16 protein-coding genes are annotated in these 19,810 nt (G+C 68.5%); 8 read left to right on the forward strand and 8 right to left on the reverse strand.

Going from position 1 to position 19,810, the window contains the following annotated elements:
• Positions 1–30 precede the first annotated feature (30 nt).
• Positions 31–1,458: an MFS transporter gene (locus DMH03_RS11720; RefSeq protein ID WP_125792026.1), complete on the forward strand. Its 1,428-nt coding sequence runs from the start codon at positions 31–33 to the stop codon at positions 1,456–1,458.
• 46 nt (positions 1,459–1,504) lie between these two features.
• Here DMH03_RS11720 and DMH03_RS11725 read toward each other — a convergent pair whose 3' ends face one another.
• On the reverse strand, positions 1,505–3,058 hold the full coding sequence (locus DMH03_RS11725; protein WP_199748839.1) for an acetolactate synthase large subunit: 1,554 nt from the start codon (positions 3,056–3,058) through the stop codon (positions 1,505–1,507).
• Between the two features lie 12 nt (positions 3,059–3,070).
• On the reverse strand, positions 3,071–4,453 hold the full coding sequence (locus DMH03_RS11730; protein ID WP_125792028.1) for an FAD-binding oxidoreductase: 1,383 nt from the start codon (positions 4,451–4,453) through the stop codon (positions 3,071–3,073).
• A 189-nt stretch (positions 4,454–4,642) separates the two neighbouring features.
• Here DMH03_RS11730 and DMH03_RS11735 point away from each other — a divergent pair, with 189 nt between their 5' ends.
• Complete coding sequence (locus DMH03_RS11735) at positions 4,643–5,434, forward strand: Calx-beta domain-containing protein (protein ID WP_125792029.1); 792 nt, start codon at positions 4,643–4,645, stop codon at positions 5,432–5,434.
• Here DMH03_RS11735 and DMH03_RS11740 read toward each other — a convergent pair.
• Positions 5,418–8,381, reverse strand: a complete 2,964-nt coding sequence (locus tag DMH03_RS11740; RefSeq protein ID WP_125792895.1) for a BTAD domain-containing putative transcriptional regulator — start codon at positions 8,379–8,381, stop codon at positions 5,418–5,420. The genes DMH03_RS11735 and DMH03_RS11740 overlap by 17 nt on opposite strands.
• A 172-nt stretch (positions 8,382–8,553) precedes the next feature.
• Here DMH03_RS11740 and DMH03_RS11745 point away from each other — a divergent pair, with 172 nt between their 5' ends.
• Positions 8,554–9,537 (forward strand): hypothetical protein, encoded by a 984-nt coding sequence (locus DMH03_RS11745; protein WP_125792030.1) that lies wholly within the window; start codon positions 8,554–8,556, stop codon positions 9,535–9,537.
• Between the two features lie 62 nt (positions 9,538–9,599).
• On the opposite strand, the gene DMH03_RS11750 is transcribed toward DMH03_RS11745, so the two are convergent.
• Together DMH03_RS11750 and DMH03_RS11755 are read right to left on the reverse strand one after the other, a co-directional pair.
• Entirely contained in the window at positions 9,600–10,097 is a 498-nt protein-coding gene (locus DMH03_RS11750; protein WP_125792031.1) for a DUF3830 family protein, read from the reverse strand.
• The gene (locus DMH03_RS11755; RefSeq protein WP_125792032.1) at positions 10,097–11,347 is read right to left on the reverse strand and encodes an aspartate aminotransferase family protein; all 1,251 of its coding nucleotides are present in this window, start codon (positions 11,345–11,347) and stop codon (positions 10,097–10,099) included. Before DMH03_RS11755 ends, DMH03_RS11750 begins: the two co-directional genes overlap by 1 nt.
• An 88-nt stretch (positions 11,348–11,435) precedes the next feature.
• Here DMH03_RS11755 and DMH03_RS11760 point away from each other — a divergent pair, with 88 nt between their 5' ends.
• The 3 genes from DMH03_RS11760 to DMH03_RS11770 all read left to right on the forward strand — a co-directional run bounded on the left by DMH03_RS11760 (position 11,436) and on the right by DMH03_RS11770 (position 15,060).
• Positions 11,436–12,899 (forward strand): NAD-dependent succinate-semialdehyde dehydrogenase, encoded by a 1,464-nt coding sequence (locus DMH03_RS11760; protein ID WP_125792033.1) that lies wholly within the window; start codon positions 11,436–11,438, stop codon positions 12,897–12,899.
• Positions 12,896–13,957, forward strand: a complete 1,062-nt coding sequence (locus DMH03_RS11765) for a tartrate dehydrogenase (RefSeq protein ID WP_125792034.1) — start codon at positions 12,896–12,898, stop codon at positions 13,955–13,957. The genes DMH03_RS11760 and DMH03_RS11765 overlap by 4 nt, the downstream gene beginning before the upstream one ends.
• A gap of 626 nt (positions 13,958–14,583) precedes the next feature.
• The gene (locus tag DMH03_RS11770) at positions 14,584–15,060 is read left to right on the forward strand and encodes a DUF4262 domain-containing protein (protein ID WP_125792035.1); all 477 of its coding nucleotides are present in this window, start codon (positions 14,584–14,586) and stop codon (positions 15,058–15,060) included.
• Positions 15,061–15,064: 4 nt separating this feature from the next.
• On the opposite strand, the gene DMH03_RS11775 is transcribed toward DMH03_RS11770, so the two are convergent.
• The 3 genes from DMH03_RS11775 to DMH03_RS11785 are packed head-to-tail and all read right to left on the reverse strand — an operon-like array spanning position 15,065 to position 17,316.
• Positions 15,065–15,757 carry a GntR family transcriptional regulator gene (locus DMH03_RS11775; protein ID WP_125788462.1) on the reverse strand — a complete coding sequence of 231 codons (693 nt, stop codon included), beginning with the start codon at positions 15,755–15,757 and terminating at the stop codon, positions 15,065–15,067.
• Positions 15,758–15,760: 3 nt separating this feature from the next.
• The gene (locus DMH03_RS11780; RefSeq protein ID WP_125792036.1) at positions 15,761–16,531 is read right to left on the reverse strand and encodes a maleate cis-trans isomerase; all 771 of its coding nucleotides are present in this window, start codon (positions 16,529–16,531) and stop codon (positions 15,761–15,763) included.
• Between the two features lie 44 nt (positions 16,532–16,575).
• Entirely contained in the window at positions 16,576–17,316 is a 741-nt protein-coding gene (locus DMH03_RS11785; protein ID WP_125792037.1) for an Asp/Glu/hydantoin racemase, read from the reverse strand.
• Positions 17,317–17,414: 98 nt separating this feature from the next.
• Here DMH03_RS11785 and DMH03_RS11790 point away from each other — a divergent pair, with 98 nt between their 5' ends.
• Both DMH03_RS11790 and DMH03_RS11795 read left to right on the forward strand, forming a co-directional pair.
• Positions 17,415–18,404, forward strand: a complete 990-nt coding sequence (locus DMH03_RS11790; RefSeq protein ID WP_125792038.1) for a D-2-hydroxyacid dehydrogenase — start codon at positions 17,415–17,417, stop codon at positions 18,402–18,404.
• Positions 18,405–18,411: 7 nt separating this feature from the next.
• Positions 18,412–19,788 carry an amidase gene (locus DMH03_RS11795; protein WP_125792039.1) on the forward strand — a complete coding sequence of 459 codons (1,377 nt, stop codon included), beginning with the start codon at positions 18,412–18,414 and terminating at the stop codon, positions 19,786–19,788.
• Positions 19,789–19,810: the final 22 nt, after the last annotated feature.

The raw sequence follows: 19,810 nt of genomic DNA on the forward strand, positions 1-19,810 counted from the left end.
GGGTGGTGCTGTGTAAGGTCGGATCATGGGATGCGCATGGTGAAACCGGTCGGACGGGCACCTTCGCCCCGGATCTTCGTCGTCGTGCTCGCCACCTGCGGTCTGGTGGCCTCGTTCATGCAGACGCTCGTCGTCCCGCTCATTCCGGCGTTTCCCCGGCTGCTCGACACGACCCCGTCCGACGCGTCGTGGGTGGTGACGGCGACCCTGATCGCCGGAGCCGTGGTGATGCCGGTGAGCGGCAGGCTCGGCGACCTCTACGGCAAGCGCAAATTGCTGCTGATCAGCCTGGGTTTCTTGGTCGCCGGTTCGGTGGTGTCCGCGCTGACCAGCTCACTCGCGCTGATGGTCGTCGGCCGCGGGCTGCAGGGCTGCGCGATGGGCGCGATCCCATTGGGGATCAGCATCATGCGCGACGAACTCGCGCCGGAACGGGTCGGCGCCGCGATCTCGGTGATGAGTTCGACGCTCGGGGTCGGCGGCGCCATCGGTCTCCCGGTCTCGGCGCTGGTCGCGCAGAATGCCGACTGGCACGTCCTCTTCTGGGCGTCGGCCGGGCTCGGGCTCGTCTGCGGCCTGCTGATCCTGTTCGTGGTGCCGGAGTCGCCGGTGAAGACACCAGCGCCGTTCGACTACCTCGGAGCCCTGGGACTGACGGTCGGGCTGGTCTGCCTGCTGCTGCCGATCGTCAAGGGCGGCGAATGGGGCTGGGGCAGCGGCCGCACGCTCGGCTTCGCCGGGACGGCGGTGGCGATCCTGCTGGTCTGGGGTGCCTACCAGTTGCGGCGCCGCGATCCGCTCGTGGACCTGCGGGTCTCCGCGCGGCGGCCGGTGCTGTTCACCAACCTCGCGTCGATCATGATCGGGTTCGCGCTGTACTCGATGGCGTTGTCGTTCCCGCAGCTGCTGCAGGCGCCCGCCTCCACCGGCTATGGGCTCGGCTTGACGATGGTCCAGGCCGGGCTCTGTCTGGCGCCGAACGGGCTGGTCATGTTCATGCTGTCGCCGGTTTCGGCCCGGCTCATCGAGCGCTACGGCCCGCGTACGACGCTGATGGTCGGTGCCACCACCATCGCGGCCGGATACATCTTCGCGACCGTGTTGATGGACAACGCTTTCGAGCTGATCACGGCGTCGATCATCATCGGTGGCGGCGTCGGCATCGCGTACGCGGCCATGCCCGCGCTGATCATGGGTTCGGTCCCGGTCACCGAAACCGCGTCCGCGAACGGGTTGAACTCGCTGATGCGCTCCGTCGGCACATCGACGTCCAGTGCGGTGATGGCGACCATGCTCGCGTCGCTGGCGATCACCGTCGGCGGGGTTTCCGTTCCGTCCGCGGCGGGTTTCCGGCTGAGCTTCGTGGTCGCCGCCGGGGCGGCGCTCCTGGGCCTCATCTTGACCGCTTTCGTCCCGAAGCAACGTCGGCCAGAACCGCTGGTCGCCTCGGTCCGCTAGCTCCCTCCGTGCGACGCGGAGACACGCCGCACGGAGCGTGCCGCGCTTAGAACAGCGTCGGGACGATCGCGTCGATCAGATGCGGTCCCGGCTCGGCGAGCGCGCGCTGGAACTGCTCGGCCAGCTCTTCCGCGGTCGTCGCCCGGGTCGCCGGGACGCCCATGCCTTCGGCGATCTTGACGAAGTCCATGTCGGGCCGGGAAAGGTCGAGCAGCTCGTTCGCCTTGGGCCCGTTGGCGTCCGCGCCGACCCGCTGCAACTCCAGCCGGAGGATCGCGTACGCACGGTTGTTCAGCAGGACCGTGGTGACGTTGAGGTTCTCCCGCGCCTGCGTCCACAGCGCCGAAATCGTGTACAGCGCGCTGCCGTCGGACTGCAGGTTGATCACCGGCCGGTCCGGCGCGGCGACGGCCGCCCCGGTCGCCACCGGCATGCCGTAGCCGATCGCGCCGCCGGTCAGGGTCAGCACGTCGTGCCGCGGCGCGCCCGCGGTCGCGGCCGGCAGCAGCAGACCGGAGGTGTTCGCCTCGTCCGCGATGATCGCGCGCTCCGGCAGCAGCGCGCCGATCACGTCGACCCAGTTCTGCGGGGTCAACGTCCCGGACGGCAGCGCGGGCCGGGCGGCCTCCTGCAGCACGGGCTCCGTCTCGGCGGCGACCAGGGCCGCGACGTCGTTCAGGGCACGCGGCACGTCCTGCCCGACTTCGGCCAGCACATGGACCTGCGCGCCTTCGGGAACCAGATTGCTCGCCTTGCCGGGGTAGGCGAAGAACGACACGGGCGCCTTCGTCCCGGCGACGATCACGTGCTTGATCCCGTCGAGCTGGTACGCGACCTGCTCGGCGAGGTAACCCAGCCGCTCGATCGTCGGCAGGCCCTCGCCACGCTCGAGCCGGGCGGGGAAGGTCTCGACGAACGCCTTCACCCCGGTCGCGGCGGCGATCCGGCTGGTCGCGAGCAAGCCGGCCTCACGGCAGCCGCTGCCGCCGACGAGCAGCGCCACCGGTTCACCGCTGGCCAGCACTTCGGCGATGTTCTTCACCGTCGTCGCGTCGACGGCCTGCGGGATCCGCGGCGGGATGGGCGCGCAGGTCTCGCCGCCCTCACCCCAGGACGCGTCGGCGGGGAGGATCAGCGTCGCGATCTGCCCGGGGGCGTCCTGGGCCGCGGCGACCGCCGCGACGGTGTCGGCGCCGACGTCCTTCGTGTGCTCGGAACGGCGGACCCAGCCTTCGAGCGAACCGGCGACGCCTTCGATATCCGATTCGAGCGGGGCGTCGTACTGCTTGTGATAGGTCGCGTGATCGCCGATCACGTTGACGATCGGGGTGTGCGCGCGGCGCGCGTTGTGCAGGTTCGCCAGCCCGTTGCCGAGGCCGGGGCCGAGGTGCAGCAGCGTGGCCGCCGGCTTGTCGGCGATCCGTGCGTACCCGTCCGCGGCACCGGTGACGACGCCTTCGAACAGGCCGAGCACGCCGCGCATCTCGGGCACGGTGTCGAGTGCGGCCACGAAGTGCATCTCCGAGGTGCCCGGATTCGAGAAGCACACATCGACACCGCTGTCGACGAGCGTGCGGATCAGGGACTGGGCGCCGTTCATCTCACTCACTTTTCAAGCCCTCTCAGCGAAAAGAACGCCGGGGTTGAGGATCCCGGCCGGGTCGAAGCTCTCTTTGATCCGGCGCATCAGCGCGATCTTCGCCGGGTCTTCCAGGTCGAGGAAGTACCCCGACTTGGCCCTCCCGAGGCCGTGCTCGCCGGAGATCGCGCCGCCGAGTTCCATCCCGAGCGCGAAGATGTCGGTCAGCAGCTGCTTCCGCTTGTCCGGGTCCTTGCAGAAGATGGCGAGGTGGACGTTGCCGTCGCCGGCGTGCCCGCAACCGAGTGCGCCCGCCTCGCGCGACAACGCCATTTCCCTGGCCTTGCGCAGGAACTCGGGCATGGCGGACCGCGGGACCACCACGTCGATGACGTCGTCGGCGCCGGCCGCCTTGGCCGTCCAGAACGCCTTCTCACGCGCCTCGATGAGCTTGCGCGCCGAAGCGCCTTCGAGCACGTACACGTCCATCGCGCCGACATCACCCAGCAGCCCACCGAGTTCCTCGATGTCGGCGTGCAGCCTGTCGTTGTCGCGATTTTCCAGCGCCACCACCAGATACGCCTGCGCCTTGTCACGGATGGCGTCCGGGACACCGAGGCTGAGCTTCTCGTTGTAGCTGATCGCCGCGAGCGTGAGGTTGTCGATGTACTCGAGGATGTGCGGCGCGAGCCCGCTGGCGATGATCTTCGGGACGACGGTCATCACCTCGTCGAAGCTCTCGAACGGGGCGAACACCGTGGCGCCGTGTGGCAGGCGCGGGTACAGCTTCACGATGACCTCGGTCGCGATCGCGAGGGTGCCTTCGGATCCGATGATCAGCTGCGTCAGGTCGTACCCCGTCGACACCTTCGAGGTCTTGCCGCCGGTCCGGATGATCTCGCCGGTGGGCAGCACGGCCTGCAGGCCCACGACGTTGTGCCGCGTGACGCCGTACTTGACCGCGCGCATACCGCCCGCGTTCGTCCCGACGTTGCCGCCGACGCTCGCGCTCAGTTCCCCGGGATAGACGGTGTAGCCGAGTCCGGCTTCCGTGGTCTTTTCGTCCAATTCGGACAAGGTGACGCCGGGCTGGACGACGGCGACATGGTTTTCGGTGTCGATCTCCAGCACCGCGTTCATTCGCTCGAAGGAGATCACCAGGCTGTCTTCGCGTGGCCGAGCACCACCCGAAAGTCCGGTGCCCGACCCTCGCGCGGTGACGGGCACGCCGTGTTCGGTCGCCGCCTTGAGCAGCTCCGCGACCTCTTCGGCGCTTCCCGGTTTCGCCAGGTAGGCGGGTATCTGCGCGGAGGTGGTCAAAGCCTCGTCGTGTGCGTAGTCCTCGGGGATCGCCTCGCCTGACAGCAAGTTCGCGTCCCCGACGATTTCGGCGAACCGTGCCGCAACATCGCCCATGGACTGCCCTTCCTCACGCTTCTTTGCCTGGTTACCGAAGCGTAGTACGTCGTGGGCGGGGATGGCCATGAATCATTTTCATGTTTGCTCTCCGGTGGTCACAACCTCACGACAACCTCACTCGGCTACTGATGTCGCAGCGGGCCGCGACGGCCCGCCGGAAGGGGTGGAAGCTCGATGGGAACGAAGATGAGACGGATCGCGACGCTGGGGGCGGCGCTCGCGGTCACGTTCGGGCTCGCGGCTCCGGTGGCCGAAGGCGGGGAAACGGGCTGCACGGCTCCCGTGGTCAACGTCAGCGGGGTCAGCCAGGCCGAGGGAACCAGCGCCGGATACACCACTCTTCTTTTCACCGTTTCGCTCGCCGCCGGCGGCTGCGCGCCGCAGGGCTCGGTCGAATACCGGACGATCGAGGGCAACGGCTCGCCGGTCGACCCGGCGTTCATCGCGAAGGAGAGCGTCGACTACCTGCCGAGTGCGGGCACGCTGACCTGGTCCGGGACGGCGGACACGCGCACCGTCGCGGTCAGGGTCCGTGCCGACTCCCTCGTGGAGAACGACGAGATGTTCTCCCTGCGCCTGTCCGGTGAGAAGGGGCTGCGGATCGGGCACAGCGTCGGCGTCGCCTGGATCGCCGACGACGACGCCACCAAGGCTCCACCGCTCGTCACCACTCAGGAAGGCGAGATCTGCTGGTCGATCCCGCCCAACTTCGCGCAGGGCACCAGCTGCAAGGTGCCGCTCGTGCTGTCCCGCCCGTGGCTCGCGGGGCCGCTCACGATCCGCTACCGCACCGAAGGGTCCGCTCACGTGCCGGTGAAGGACGGTGTCGTCACCTTCTGGCCCGGTGAGACCAGGGGATACGCCGAGTTCACGGTCTTGTCCGGTCAAACGGGGAAGGCGCGGGTCGAATTCTTCGAGCCGTCGCAGGGCAAGCTCGTGTACGGGACCTCGACCGTGGTGATCAGTTCCGCCCGGTGACGAGGTCGGCATCGGCCGTCGCGTTCGCCCGCCGGTACAGCTCGATCGCTCGAGCCCAGTGGGCGGCCGCGGCGGCCGTGTCACCACAACGCGCCTCCAGGTCGCCGAGGTCGCGGTGCAAGTGCGCCTCCTCGTACGGATCCGGGACGCTCGCCCGGACGGCGACACCGCGCTCGAGGTGTTCCCGCGCGGCCACCAGATCACCGAGCCCCAGGTGGGCGCGGCCGAGCCGGTCGAGCGCGGCCGCCTCACTGTGCCGGTTCCCGACGTCCCGGCTGATCAGCAGCGCCTGGTCGAAGTCGTCCCGCGCGGCCCGGTAATCCCGGCGGGCGAGGTGGACCTGGCCGGCGTGCAGCAATGATTCCCACTCCTGCCACCGGTCGCCGATCGCCCTGGACGCGGCCAGCGCCTTGCCGAGATGGTCCAGCGCGACGTCGTGATCGCCGAGTTCTTCGTAGGCCTCGCCGAGCGTGTCGAGGGTGGCGGCCTCCAGCCGCGCGTTGCCGAGTGCGCGGAACGTCTCCAGCGCGTCCGTCAGCGGGCTGAGGCCCTCCATCGGCTGGCCTCGGCGGATGTAGGCGTGGCCGAGGTTGCGCTGGGACAGTGCGCGCCCAAGCCGGTTTCCCGCCGAGGTGCACCGCTGGACCGCGAGCCGGTACGCGGTGATCGCCTCGTCGAACCGGCGCAGCGCGGCGTAGGCGTTCGCGGTGTTGTTGTAGATATGCCCTTCGCCTTCGAGATCACCGGCCGCGCGGGCGGCCTTCAACGCGCGAGCGTTGGTTTCGAGCGCGTCCGTCAGCCTCCGGGTCATGAAGTAGGCCGCACCCAGCGCGCGCAGCATTTCCGCCTCCGCCAAGGGATCTTCGAGTTCGGCCGCCGCCGCGGCCCCCTCGCGGCAGAGCCCGATCCGCTCGTTCCAGCCACCCGTGGTGTCGTAGAAGCTGGTGAGCAGATAGGTGAGCTGCCAGGCGGCGGTGTTGCGGCCGTGTTCGCGTGCGAACCGCACCACGGGCAGCAGATTCGCGCGTTCGGCACTCAGGAACGCCAGCGCCGAACGCCTTTCCTCCGGGAACGGCCGCTCGGGCGGCGGGTGGCGCAGCGCCGGAGTGACCAGATCGCGGTTCGGGTCGATGACCCGGTTCGCCTCGGCGGCCACGTACAGGTACCAATCGATCAGCCGGTCCGCGGCCTCGGCGCGGCTCGACGTCGTTTCGTCGGCGCGGGCGCACCCGACGGCGAATTCGCGGATCAGGTCGTGGAGGCGAAAGCGATCCGGGCCCGCCGGGGTGATCAGATGCGCCGCGGACAGTTCGGCGGCCGCGGCCCGGCCCGCTTCGACGGGCACCCCGCACAACGCGCTGCCGAGAGCCGAGCTGAACGACGCCCCCGGGATCAGCCCGGACAGCCGGAACAGCCGAGCCGGCGCCCGGTCCAACGGCAGATAGGCGCTCGCGAGAACGGTTTTGACCGTCCGGGAATCTCCTTGTACCGCAAGGGTTTCCAGTCGGCCGGCGCCGGTCAGTTCGGCGGTGAGTTCCGCGATCGGACGGCCCGGTTCACCGGTCAGGCGCGCGGCGGCGATCCGCAGCGCCAGCGGCATCCCGTCGCAGAGCCTGGCCAGCCGCGCGGCCTGCGCGGGTTCACGGGCGACCCGTTCGGCGCCCAGCACCCGGGTGAGCAGGGTCATCGACTCCGGGTCGGCAAGCGCGTCGAGGGCGAATACGTGGACGGCGTGCCTGCTGCCGAGCGCTGCCAGGGTCTGCCTGCTCGTCACGATCAGCATCGCCTTCGCCGTGCCGGGGACGAGCGGGAGGATCTGGTCGACGCCACCCGCGTTGTCGGCGACGATCACGCAACGCCTGCCGTGCAGCAAAGAGCGGTAGAGCGCCGCGCGTTCGGCCGTCGCGTCGGGCAGCCGATCGTCGGGGAGGCCGAGCCCGCGCGACAAATGCGCGAGCGCGTCACCCGGTGAGAGTGCTTCGTTCGGGTCGTGCCCGGCGAGGTCGAGGAAGAGCTGACCGTCGGGGAAGCGGTCCGCGATGAGGTGCGCCCACTGCACGGCCAGCGCGGATTTACCCATCCCGGCCGCACCGGAGATGACCACGACCGGTGGCTCGGGTTCGTCGAGGAGCTTGTCGAGCGAAGCGAGTTCCCGCTGCCGTCCGGTGAAATGCCCGACTCGGGCGGGAAGTTGCGCGGGCGCGGTGCCCCGCGCCGGCGCGTCGAGTTCGGGCGCGCGCCGCAAGATCGACGTATGCAGCTCGACCAGTTCGGGGCCTGGATCGACGCCGAACTCGTCGGCCAGCCCGCGGCGCACGGCCCGGAACGTCTCCAACGCCTCGGCATGCCTTCCGCAGCGATGCAGGGCGAGCATGTGCAACGCGGCGAGCCGTTCGCGGTACGGCTGCTCGGCCCGAAGCCGCGGAAGCTCCCGGAGGACTTCTTCGTGTTCGCCGAGCCTGAGTTCGGCGTCCCAGAGTTCTTCCCAGGCGGACAGCCGCAGTTCCTGAAGCCGTTCGACTTCGCGTTGGCCCCAGCCGTCGAGTTCGGCATCTGCGAAGGCTTCGCCCCGCCAGAGCCGCAACGCCTCACGTAACGCCGCCACCGCTTGGCGGGGATTGCTCCGCTTGGCGGCACGAAGTTCCTCTTCGAAGCGAAGAGCGTCGACAGAGGACGGTGCGACCGTCAGGACATACCCGGGCTTGCGCGTCAGCAGGACCGGCGGGAATCCGCAGTCATCCAGCGCCTGCCGGATCCGGGCGACATGGCTGTGCAGGGTCTTCACCGCCGTGCGGGGCGGATCCTCACCCCAGAGCACGTCGACCAGCCGGGGGAACGGGACGACCGAACCCGCGTGCAGGGCGAGAACGCCGAGCACGGCTCGCTGGCGGGCGCCGTGCAACTCCGCCCGCCCGGTGGGGCCGATCGCTTCGACCGGGCCCAGCACCCGCAGTTCCCCTGGCCCGGGCACCCTGCTCCCTCCGGCAAGTGACCTCGGTGAGCGTATCCGGGCGAAGACCCACCGAAATCGGCCAATTAGGGCACACGATCTCGACAACCCCGCCACAACCGGTCTGACCGACGGTCAACGGGTCGACCTTTCGCCCAAGGAGGGGTACATGATCAGCAGGAATCCGCGACGCCGCCGAACGCTGCTCGCCTCGGCCGTCTTGGCCGCCGCGACACTGTTCGCGGGTGTCGCACCGGCGGTGCAGGCCGCGCCGGAGGCTCGTAGCGACGTCTTCATCCGGGACAACACGTCCGATGTGGGCTTCGAGCCCTCGAGCGGCTCGCTCTACTCCAGTCCCGACGTCCGGGTGTGCTTCTCGGCGACGGTCTTGTGCGCCACCGACGACCCCATCGTCCAGGGGAGCACCGCCTACATCCATGTCACCGCGAACCGCCCCGGCCCGTACGGGGACGACCTCGAAAACGGGAACTTGCAGGTCTGGTACACCAAGCAGGGCACCGTGGCGCAGTGGCCGAACCAGTGGACCTACATCGGGTCGAAGACCAACGTGGCCGTGCCGTTCGGCACCAAGACGGTCGTCATCCCGTGGCAGGTCCCGATCGGCTCGCACTTCTGCCTGCTGGCCCGGTGGCTTTCGCCGACCGACCTGCCGACGGAAGGCCTGAGCACGTCCGCGAATACGCGGAACAACAACAACATCGCTTGGCACAACGTGAACGCGGTGCCCGCGAAGATCAAGGTGCCGCAGTTCCGGCCGATCGTGTTCGGCTGGGACGGTCGTGAACCGACGGCGGTCGGCGACATCGTCTTCACGCAGCCGGGCAAGCCGTTCACCGGTCCGGGACGGATCACCATCGACCTGGGTCCCGACCTCGCCGCACGCTGGCGGGCAGGCGGCGCGAAGGGCGAGGGCATCGAACGGGTCGGCGAGACCGAACTGGCCATCGTGAACCCGCAGAAAGCCCGGATCGGCGGGCTGACGTTCAAGTCGGGTGAGCAGGTGCCCGCCCAGTTGAGCTTCACCGCGGGCGCCGAGGCTCTCGGCGGGAAGTACACCGTCCACGTGACCCAGGTCGACCAGCGCGGCAACGAAGTCGGCGGCGTCGAGTACCGGATCACCGGCGTCCAGTAAGCCAGGGAGGGGTGCCGGCCTGTGGGCGGTGAGGGTGGGGAACCCTCACCGCCCACAGGCTTTTACGCGCGTGCGAACGAAAGAGTCTCGCCCTCGACACCTCGCAGCCAGAGGTCCTGAGCGGCTTCCGCCATTTCGGCGAGTCCCTCTTCGATCGTCGCGAACACGTTCCCGGGCACCCAGCCCGCGTCGCCGTTGATCAGCAGGTTGTTGCGGCCGTAGAAGATCGCGAGATCCGTCGCGCCCTGGTCACTGTGGGCCTCGCTGTCCTCGTCGTAGCCGTACGCCGGGTTGCCGATTTCCCACGCCTCGAACCCGAAGTACACGACATCACCCGGAATCGGGGTCACCGTGGGGTTTTCGCGACCCGGCTTCGGTTCGGCGAAAGGCGGAACGAGGGTGTAGACCTCGTTGCGCGCGTACTTCGCGTGGTAGGCCGAACCGCTTTGGGGCAACGCTTCCCACACCGCCCGGCAGGTCCGCGGGGCTTCGGCGTCGAGCAACCGGGCCCGGCAAGACACTCCGCGCTTGTCGAGCGTGATCGTGATGTAGCGGGCCATCACGCGACCCCCGCCACGACGTCGCCCCAGATCCGCAGCGCCTCGTCGACCTGCTCGGAGTCGACGATCAGCGGCGGCACCATCCGCACGACGTTCATGTACGCCCCGCACGTCAGCAGCAGCAACCCGTTGGCGGACGCGGCCTTCTGGGCCGCCTGCGCCTTCGCGGTGTCCGGCTCGCCGTCCGGCGTGGTGAACTCGGAACCGACCAGCAGCCCCAGCCCGCGGACGTCGCCGATCGACGGCGACTTGTCCGCGATCACCCGGACGCCTTCCAGGAGCTGGCGCCCTCGTTCGGCGGCGTTCTCGACGAGCCCTTCCTGCTGGATCACCTCCAGCGTGGCGATCGCCGCCGCGCAGGCCACCGCGTTACCGCCGTAGGTGCCGCCCTGCGACCCGGGAAGCGCCTTCGCCATCAGCTCCTCCGACGCGGCCATGCCCGAGATCGGGAAGCCGCTCGCGAGCCCCTTCGCGATGAGCACGATGTCCGGGCTCACCCCGAAGTGCTCGTGCCCCCAGAACCTGCCTGTCCGGCCGAAGCCGGTCTGGATCTCGTCCATCACCAGCAGGATCCCGTGCTTGTCGGCGCGTTCGCGCAGCCCGGCGAGGAACTCGCGGTTCGCCGGCACGTAGCCGCCCTCGCCGAGCACCGGCTCGATGAAGAACGCGGCCGTCTCGTTCGGCGAGCAGACCGTCGCGAACAGGTAGTCGAGCTCGCGCAGGGCGAACTTCGTCGCCGTCTCCTCGTCCCAGCCGTAGTGGAAGGCGTACGGGAACGGCGCGACGTGCACCCCGGACATGAGCGGCGAGATACCGGCGCTGAACCGGGTGCCCGACGTCGTCATCGTCGCCGCCGCGACGGTCCGGCCGTGGAACCCGCCTTGGAAGACGATGACGTTGGGCCGCTTGGTCGCCTGCCGCGACAGCCGGAGCGCCGCCTCGACCGCCTCGCTGCCGGAGTTCGCGTAGAAGAGGGAGTTCAGGCCTTCCGGAAGGACAGCGCCCAGCTTCTCGGTCAGTTCGAGCATCGGCTTGTGCATGACCGTCGTGTACTGCCCGTGGATGAGTTTGCCGATCTGCTCCCGCGCCGCGCTCACCACGTGCGGATGACAGTGGCCGGTGCTGGTCACGCCGATACCGGCGGTGAAATCCAGGTGACGTTTGCCATCGGTGTCGTAGAGGTACACCCCTTCACCGTGGTCGACCACGACCGGCGTTGCCTGCTTGAGCAGCGGTGATAGCTGGGCCATGGGCTGCGCTCCTAGGTCGGCTGAGCTGTTGTCGATTGTTGACAATATCCATAGCATGGCTTTCGGGACAACATGGAGGAGCGTTGGGATGAGCTCGATCAGTGAGGCCGGCGTAGTCAAGGCGGTCGGCAAGGAACTGTTCATCGGCGGCAAGTGGGTGCCCGCCACGGACGGGAAGACCTTCCCCGTCCTCGACCCTTCGACAGGCGAAGCCCTGTGCGAGGTGGCCGACGCGTCACCGGCGGACGGTGTCAGCGCACTCGACGCGGCCGTCGCCGCACAGGCCGACTGGGCGAACGTCGCCCCGCGTGAACGCGGGGAGATCCTGCGCCGCGCCTACGAACTGCTGATCAAGCGCGCCGACGAACTCGCGCTGCTGATGACGCTCGAGATGGGCAAGCCGCTCGTGGAATCGAAGGGCGAGATCACTTACGCGGCCGAGTTCTTCCGCTGGTTCGCGGAAGAGGCCGTCCGGATCGACGGCGGCTACGCCGTCGCGCCCAACGGGTCGGGTCGCTTCCTGGTGACGAAGCAGCCCGTCGGGCCGTGCCTCCTGATCACGCCGTGGAACTTCCCCATGGCGATGGGCACCCGCAAGATCGGTCCCGCCGTCGCGGCCGGTTGCACGATGATCATCAAACCCGCTGCTCAGACCCCCCTTTCGATGTTGGCCCTCGCGGCGATCCTCGCCGAAGCGGGATTGCCGGAAGGTGTGCTGAACGTGCTCACGACGTCGGACTCCGGCGGCGTGATGGAGCCGCTGATCCGGGACGGCCGTGCCCGGAAGCTGTCCTTCACCGGCTCGACCGGCGTCGGCCGGAAGCTGCTGGAACAGTGCGCGGACAAGGTGCTCCGCACCTCGATGGAACTCGGCGGCAACGCCCCCTTCCTCGTCTTCGAAGACGCCGACCTCGACGCGGCGATCGAAGGCGCGATGACCGCCAAGATGCGCAACATCGGCGAGGCCTGCACGGCCGCGAACCGCTTCTATGTCCAGCGGGGCATCGTCGGCGAGTTCTCCCGGCGTCTCACCGAGCGCATGGAGGCCCTGCCGATGGGGCGCGGCACCGAGGAAGGTGTCGTCGTCGGCCCCCTCATCGACGAAGCCGCCGTCGAGAAGGTCAGCAGCCTGGTCTCCGACGCCACCGATCGGGGAGCGCGCGTCCTCACCGGTGGGTCTACTGTGGACGGTCCAGGCAACTTCTATCAGGCCACGGTGCTCATCGACGTGCCCAAGGACGCCAGGCTCGCTTCGGAGGAGATCTTCGGGCCGGTCGCCCCGATCACCCCGTTCGACAGCGAGGACGAGGCCATCGCGGCGGCGAACGACACCGAGTTCGGTCTCGTGTCCTATGTGTACACCTCCGATCTCAAGCGGGCGCTTCGGGTTTCGGAACGGTTGGAAGCCGGCATGATCGGCCTCAACCAAGGGTTGGTCTCGAACCCGGCGGCGCCTTTCGGCGGGATCAAGCAGTCCGGGCTCGGTCGTGAAGGTGGCACCGTCGGCATCGAGGAGTTCCTCGAGACCAAGTACATCGCGGTGGCCCTGTGACTTCCTCTTACCGGATCGCGAGCATTCCCGGCGACGGGATCGGTGTCGATGTGACGGTCGAGGCCCGCAAGGTCCTCGACCGCGCGGCGGCATCGCATGGTTTCTCCTTGTCCTGGAAAGAGTTCGACTGGAGTTGTGAGCGGTACACCAAGACCGGCTCGATGATGCCCGGCGACGGTATCGAGCAGCTTTCCGCTTTCGATGGGATCTTTCTCGGCGCCGTCGGCTTTCCCGGCGTTCCGGACCATGTGTCGTTGTGGGGTCTCCTCATTCCGGTGCGGCGGGCGTTCAGCCAGTACGTCAATCTCCGGCCGGTCCGCCTGCTGCCGGGGACGACGTCGGCACTGGCGGGCCGCGGTGCCGAAGAGCTGGAGATGGTGATCGTCCGGGAGAACTCCGAGGGCGAGTACTCGGAGATCGGCGGCAGGCATAACCGTGGCCTTGCGAACGAGTTCGTCTTACAGGAATCCGTGTTCACGCGGGTCGGGGTGGAGCGGATCATCCGCTACGCCTTCGAGCTGGCGAAGACGCGGACGGGCCGGGTCTGCTCGGCGACCAAGTCCAACGGGCTCATTCACTCGATGCCGTTCTGGGACGAGATCTTCGCCGAAATCTCTTCGGAGTATCCGGACGTGCACGCCGAACAGTGCCATGTCGACGCGCTCGCCGCGCGGGTGGTGCAGGCGCCGGACCGGCTCGACGTCGTGGTCGCTTCCAATCTCTTCGGCGACATCCTGAGCGACCTGGCGGCGGCCGTGACGGGTGGGCTCGGAATGGCGCCTTCGGGCAACATCAATCCAACCGGTGAGTTCCCTTCCATGTTCGAGGCGGTCCATGGCAGCGCTCCCGACATCGCCGGGCAGGGCATCGCGAATCCGGTGGCGCAGATCCTGGCGGGGGCGATGCTGCTCGACCATCTCGGGGAAACCCTTGCGGCACAGGATGTTCGCGCAGCGGTGGAAAAGGTTCTCGAGGAGGGGACCGTGCAGACCCCTGACCTCGGCGGGAAGTCCACCACCGCCGAACTCGGGTCCGCGGTGGTCGCCGCTCTATCTTGAACCATCCGCATGGGGGCGTGTCAAGTCCCGGTAGTCATGAATGGTCCATTCATGACTTCGGGCGCCCCTTAAGTACATGAAGGCCCCTTCCTTGCGTTAGGCGCAAGGAAGGGGCCTTCATGTACTTAAGGGGCGTGTGGCTGTCGTGGCGTTTCGAGTGGTGCGGGATCGGTGCCGCCGCGGTCCAGTGTCCCCAATGTCGCGTCGGGGGCACTGAGCGTCTCCAATGCGGCATTGGGAACCTGGCCTGGCTGCCGTGTCGCGAAAGCCACTTTCGAGACCTCAGAGGTCCCCAAAGTGGCTTTCGCGACCCTGGACCGGATCCAGGAATACGCCAGATTCACCTTGCGGAGTAAGGCGGTGGCATTCGGGGACCGCTGAGTGCGCCCAATGTGGCATTGGGGACACCGATCGTCCTCAATGCCACACCGGGGGCGCCGGTCCCGTGGAACGGCCTCGGCAGATTTTCTCGGAAAAGGCGAAAATGGTGTGCTGAAAGGGAATTCGGCGCGAAACCCGCCACGAAAGGACCGTTCATCGCATGGGCGCCACCCTGGGCCGCGAGTTTTTGTCGGTGCCCCGGTGCACTGTGTCGATCATCGGATTCGACGACTGGAGGAGTGCCGATGTGCTGGCATTGCGACAACCCCGGGAAGAGCCGCCGCGACTACCTCATCGAGGAGGTCCGTCCGCTGATCCGGAAGTACGGCTGGATGGTGCAGACGGTCGAGCGCGGAAGCGCCCAACCCGGTTTCGCGTACACGGTCGGGCTCACCGACGCAGGGCTCCCGGAGCTCGTCGTCACCGGACTGAGAGAGCGAAGATCGGGGCAGTTGCTGAACTATTTCGCCAAGCAGGTGGTCCGGTCGGGGCCGCCGGAAGCGGGTGAGGTGCTGCCCGCCGCGGTGGGATGGCCGTCATTCGAGGTCGTTCCGCTCAGTTCGCCGTCGGCGCACCTGATCACCGCCGTGCTCATGTACGGCGAGGAATTCCGTGCCCTGCAATTGGTCTACGAGGACGAGCACGGCAATTGGCCGTGGGACAGGGAGTTCCGCGGCGGGACGGGCGGGCAGCCGGTGCTGGGGGCGCGGGGCCGTGGCTGAATCCTTAAGGCACCGCGGGAGCTTCGCCCACTCGCAGGCTGGTTCCCGGGGCCAATCGCTGGACGGCGTCCTCCATATGGGCTTCCAGCAGCGACAGCGCGGTCTCTTCGTCGCCTGCCCGGAGGGCCTCGATGATCTTGGTGTGCTCGGTGACCCGTTCTTCGACCTGCTGATAGGTCGCCTGCAGCGCGGTGAGGCACATCCGGGTCTCGATCAGCAGGGTCCGGGCCATCCGGACGAGCCGCTTGCTGCCGGAGGCGGCGATCAGCGCTTCGTGGAACCGGAGGTCGGCCCAGGAGAGCGCGGTCGGATCGTCGTCGTCCGCGGCGGCGGCCATGGCGCTCACGGCCTGTTCGAGTTCGGTGGCGACCCGTTCCCGGTCACCGCGCAGCGCCCGCAGCATCGCGGCACGCTCGATGGCCGAGCGCGCCGAGTAGATGTCGTAGACGTCGCCGGGTTCGAGGTCGATCACGAACAGGCCGCGGTGCCGCTCGCTGCGCAGGAGCCCTTCGGAAACGAGGTGCTGCATCGCCTCTCGCAGCGGTCCCCGCGAAACCTGGAACCGGGAGGCCAGATCCGTTTCGCCGAGCTGGGTGCCGGGAGGGAGAGCGCCGGTCATGATCGCGTCCCGCAACTGGCGCGCGATGATCCCGGCGGTCGACTCCCGGCTGACCGGCTCGATTTCCGGCAAGGACATGGTTCAGTTGCCCCTTCTCCCGAACAGCGCGCCCAGTGTGCGGACGAGTGGCGACTTCCCGGCGAGCCGCAGGCCCTCCCAGACCGTGACCTGGTTGGCGGTCAGCACCGGCTTGCCGAGCCGGGTCTCGAGCGTGTTGATCTCGCCGAGCGTGCGCATGGCGGTGTCGGGGACGAGCAGCGCGTCAGCGGCCGGGTGGTCGCGGCTCACGACGAGCTCGACGACGGCTTCCGGGCTGAGTTCGCCGACCTCGGCGGCGGTGTCGATGTCCGCGCTGCCCATCGAGACCACTTCGACCCCGCCGGCGCCGAGGAACTCGACGAACAGCCGGGCGACGTCGTCCGGGTAGCTGGCGGCGACCGCGACCCGCCGGACGCCGAGGGCCTGAGCGGCGTGGACGAAGGCGAAGGACGTGCTCGACGCCGGGACACCGGCGACGGCGGCCAGCCGGTCGGCCTGGTCGCGGGCGCCTTCCCAGCCGTAGACGAAGCTGCCGCTGGTGCACGCCCAGACCACTGCGTCCGGTTCGTGTTTGGCCAGCAGCGCGGCGCCGTCGGCGAGCCGGCTTTCGCTGCCGAGGTCCAGCAGCTCCGGCACGGCGTGCAGATCGGTTCCGTAGATGTGCTCGACCGGCAGCTTGATCCCGGCCATGTCCCCGCCGAGGAGCTGTTCCGCGAGCGGGTAGTCGTCTTCGGCCGCGTGATCGGGGTAGATGAACCCGATCGTGGTCGTCTCGGACGGCGGCTCGGGTGGGGTGAGCGGCGAGATGGGCACGGGACCTCCGGAGGGCAGATTGTCGACAATCGTAGGGGAAGAGGTCAGTCGACCTCCCGCAGCCACTTGCCGGGCCCGACGATCGGCAGGTTCATCCGCCGGAGGCAGGCCCACATCGTGAGCTGGTTCGCGGTGAGGACGGGTTTGCCGAGCGCGCTTTCGAGCGGCTCGATCAGATCGTAGGTGGGGAGGTTGGTACAGCTGACGAAGATGGCTTCCGCGTCGGCGTGGTCGGCGGCGAGGATGCGTTCGGCGATGGTCCGGTAGCTGACCTTCCAGATGCCGCCGCCCAGGCCGAGATGGTCGCTGGAGACGGTGCGGACGCCGAGTTCGGCCAGGAAGTCGTGCAGCTTCCCGGTCAGGTCGCCGTCGTAGGGCGTCAGCACCGAGACCCGGTGCAGGTCGAGCTGGTGCAGGACCTCGGCCAGTGCTCCGGAGGTGGTGACGGCGTCCGGAGCGCCGGCGTCGCAGATCGCCTTGGTCAGAGAACGTTCGTAGTCCACACCGTTGACGAAACTTCCGGAGGTGCACAGATAGGCGACGACTTCGGGCTCCACGTGGAGCACGTCTCGCGTGGCGGCGGCGAGATGCCTGCTGTCACTGACGAGCTGGGCCATCTCCATGCTGACGGGGACGGGCTCGTACGGCGTCCGCGCCAGATGGAGGGAGACCTCCATGGGCACCCAGCGCCACAGCTCGCGTTCCAGGGCCAGGTCGAAGGGGGCGATGACGCCGATTCCGCGTTGCGCCAACGGGCCTTCGAACTCCAGTAAGTCGAAATCCAAGTCTCAGCCTCCGGAAACTTCTGCAGTCACAGTCCGGTGCTCCGGGGGTCGTTCCTCGGATTGTTGACAATCATACGAGCCACTTTTACGGTGTCAACGTGATCGCCTCGGAGACCCCTGTGCTGGCGGTGCTCTGCGGAGACACGCGCCCACCGGACATGCGCGCTATCGAAGCCGAAGCAGTGGTTCGTTACACCGACGAGGCCGGGCTGGCCGATGCGTTATCCGGTGCGGACGCGTTCTTCGTCTACGACTTCCTGTCGACCGCCGTCCCGGGTGCCTGGCACGCGGCTGACAGGCTGCGCTGGCTGCACATCGCCAGTGCGGGTGTCGACCCCGTGCTCTTCCCCGGGCTGCAGGAGAGCGACGTCGTGCTCACCAACTCGCGGGGGGTGTTCGACGGGGCGATAGCCGAGTACGTCCTCGGGGTCGTCCTCGCGTTCGCCAAGGATTTCGTCCGTTCGTGGGATCTGCAGCGGCGGAGGCAGTGGAAGCACCGGGAGAGTGAGCGGATCTCCGGTCGCCGGGTGCTCGTGGTCGGCACCGGGCCGATCGGCCGGTCGATCGCGCGGATGTTGCGGGCGGCCGGGATGTCGGTGGCGGGTGTCGGACGCCGTCCTCGTGAGGGCGATCCCGACTTCGGAGACGTGTACGCCTCTTCGGACCTGGCTCGCCATCTTCCCGAGGCGGACTACGTCGTCGCGGTCGCGCCACTGACCGAGCAGACGAAGGGCATGTTCGACGCGGAGGCCTTCGCCGCGATGAAACCCGGCGCGCGGTTCGTCAACGTCGGCCGCGGCGAACTGGTCGTCACTTCGGACCTGGTCGACGCCTTGCGGGACGGCTCGCTCGGAGGTGCGGCGCTCGACGTCTTCGACACCGAGCCGCTGCCGCCCGAGAGTCCTTTGTGGACTATGGAGAACGTGCTGATCTCGCCGCATATGTCGGGCGACTTCGTCGGCTGGCGTAATACTCTGGTAGAGGTGTTCGCGGACAACTTCCGTCGCTGGCGCGCGGGGGAGCCGCTGCGCAACGTCGTGGACAAGCAGCTCGGATACGTGCCGTCGGAGACGCTTCGCCAAGGTTAGGGGCCGGATGAACGACACCAAGACGACCGCGAGTGAGCTCGTGGCCGCGTATGCCACCGGAGAGCTGTCGCCGGTCGAGGCCACTCAGAACGCGTTGCGTCTCATCGAAGAACACGACGGCGAGACGAACGCTTTCTGCCTCGTCGACGCCGATGGCGCGCTCGAACAGGCGAAAGCGTCCGAAATCCGCTGGCGGGACGGGAATCCGATCGGCTGGCTCGACGGTGTCCCGGCCTCGATCAAGGACATGTTCCTGACCCAGGGCTGGCCGACGCTGCGCGGTTCGCGGTGCATCGACCCGAACCAGCCGTGGGACGTCGACAGCCCGGTCACCGCGCGGCTGCGTGAGAACGGCTTGGTACTGCTGGGAAAGACCACGACGCCGGAATTGGCGTGGAAGGGTGTCACCGACAACACGCTGACCGGGATCACCCGCAACCCGATCGACCCGTCGAAGACGGCGGGCGGGTCCAGCGGGGGAAGCGCCGCGGCCGTCGCGGCGGGGATGGGCGAACTCTCCGTCGGCACCGACGGCGGCGGCTCGATCCGGATCCCGGCTTCGTTCTGCGGAATCGTCGGCCTCAAACCGACGCACGGCCGGATCCCGCTGTTCCCGGCGAGCCCGTTCGGGCCGCTGTCGCACGCCGGCCCGATGGCGCGTTCGGTCGACGACACTGCACTGCTCCTCGACGTCCTCTCGCTGCCCGACCACCGCGACCCGGCCGCGCTCGCCCCGCCTGTCTCGACCTACCGCGAAGCCGTCCGCCGGGACGTGCGCGGGTTGATCGCCGCCTACTCGCCGACGCTCGGTTTCGTCGACGTCGACCCGGAGGTCGCGGCGATCGTCAAGTCGGCGGTCCAGTCGCTGGGCGACGCGGGTCTGCACATCGAGGAGACCGATCCCGGCTTCACCGACCCCAAACCCGCCTTCGACATCCTGTGGTCGACGGGGGCGGCCAAGTGGCTGGACGCCTTCCCTGCCGGTTCGGAGGCGAAGGTCGATCCCGGGCTGCTGAAGGTGTGGGAGTTCGGCAAGACCTTCTCGGCGAGTGACTATCTCGGCGCCAACGCCGAGCGGGCCGCGCTGGGCATCCTGATGGGCGAGTTCCACACGCGCTACGACGTGCTGATCACGCCGACCCTCCCGATTCCCGCTTTCGAGGCCGGGTACGAGGTGCCGCCGGGCAGCGGTCTGAGCGGCTGGCCGGACTGGACGCCGTTCACCTACCCGTTCAACATGACCCAGCAGCCCGCCATCAGCGTCCCGGCGGGCCGCACCTCTCGCGGTCTCCCGGTCGGCCTGCAGATCGTGGGCCCGCGGCACTCCGACGACCTGGTCCTCGCGGTCGCGAAGCTCCTCGAGGAGGTCCGTCCCTGGCCGTGACCTGCGGAAAGGGAGTAAGGGA

The organism is Amycolatopsis sp. WAC 01376 (genome assembly GCF_003947415.1).
Taxonomy (GTDB): domain Bacteria; phylum Actinomycetota; class Actinomycetes; order Mycobacteriales; family Pseudonocardiaceae; genus Amycolatopsis.

Bases quoted from the DNA above. Each gene is read 5' to 3' on its own strand.
- DMH03_RS11775 (WP_125788462.1), bottom strand. From the start codon at position 15,757: ATGTCCTTGCCGGAAATCGAGCCGGTCAGCCGGGAGTCGACCGCCGGG.
- DMH03_RS11795 (WP_125792039.1), top strand. From the start codon at position 18,412: ATGAACGACACCAAGACGACCGCGAGTGAGCTCGTGGCCGCGTATGCC.
- DMH03_RS11730 (WP_125792028.1), bottom strand. From the start codon at position 4,453: ATGGGCGATGTTGCGGCACGGTTCGCCGAAATCGTCGGGGACGCGAAC.
- DMH03_RS11760 (WP_125792033.1), top strand. From the start codon at position 11,436: ATGAGCTCGATCAGTGAGGCCGGCGTAGTCAAGGCGGTCGGCAAGGAA.
- DMH03_RS11745 (WP_125792030.1), top strand. From the start codon at position 8,554: ATGATCAGCAGGAATCCGCGACGCCGCCGAACGCTGCTCGCCTCGGCC.
- DMH03_RS11735 (WP_125792029.1), top strand. From the start codon at position 4,643: ATGAGACGGATCGCGACGCTGGGGGCGGCGCTCGCGGTCACGTTCGGG.
- DMH03_RS11770 (WP_125792035.1), top strand. From the start codon at position 14,584: ATGTGCTGGCATTGCGACAACCCCGGGAAGAGCCGCCGCGACTACCTC.
- DMH03_RS11720 (WP_125792026.1), top strand. From the start codon at position 31: ATGCGCATGGTGAAACCGGTCGGACGGGCACCTTCGCCCCGGATCTTC.
- DMH03_RS11755 (WP_125792032.1), bottom strand. From the start codon at position 11,347: ATGGCCCAGCTATCACCGCTGCTCAAGCAGGCAACGCCGGTCGTGGTC.
- DMH03_RS11725 (WP_199748839.1), bottom strand. From the start codon at position 3,058: ATGAACGGCGCCCAGTCCCTGATCCGCACGCTCGTCGACAGCGGTGTC.
- DMH03_RS11750 (WP_125792031.1), bottom strand. From the start codon at position 10,097: ATGGCCCGCTACATCACGATCACGCTCGACAAGCGCGGAGTGTCTTGC.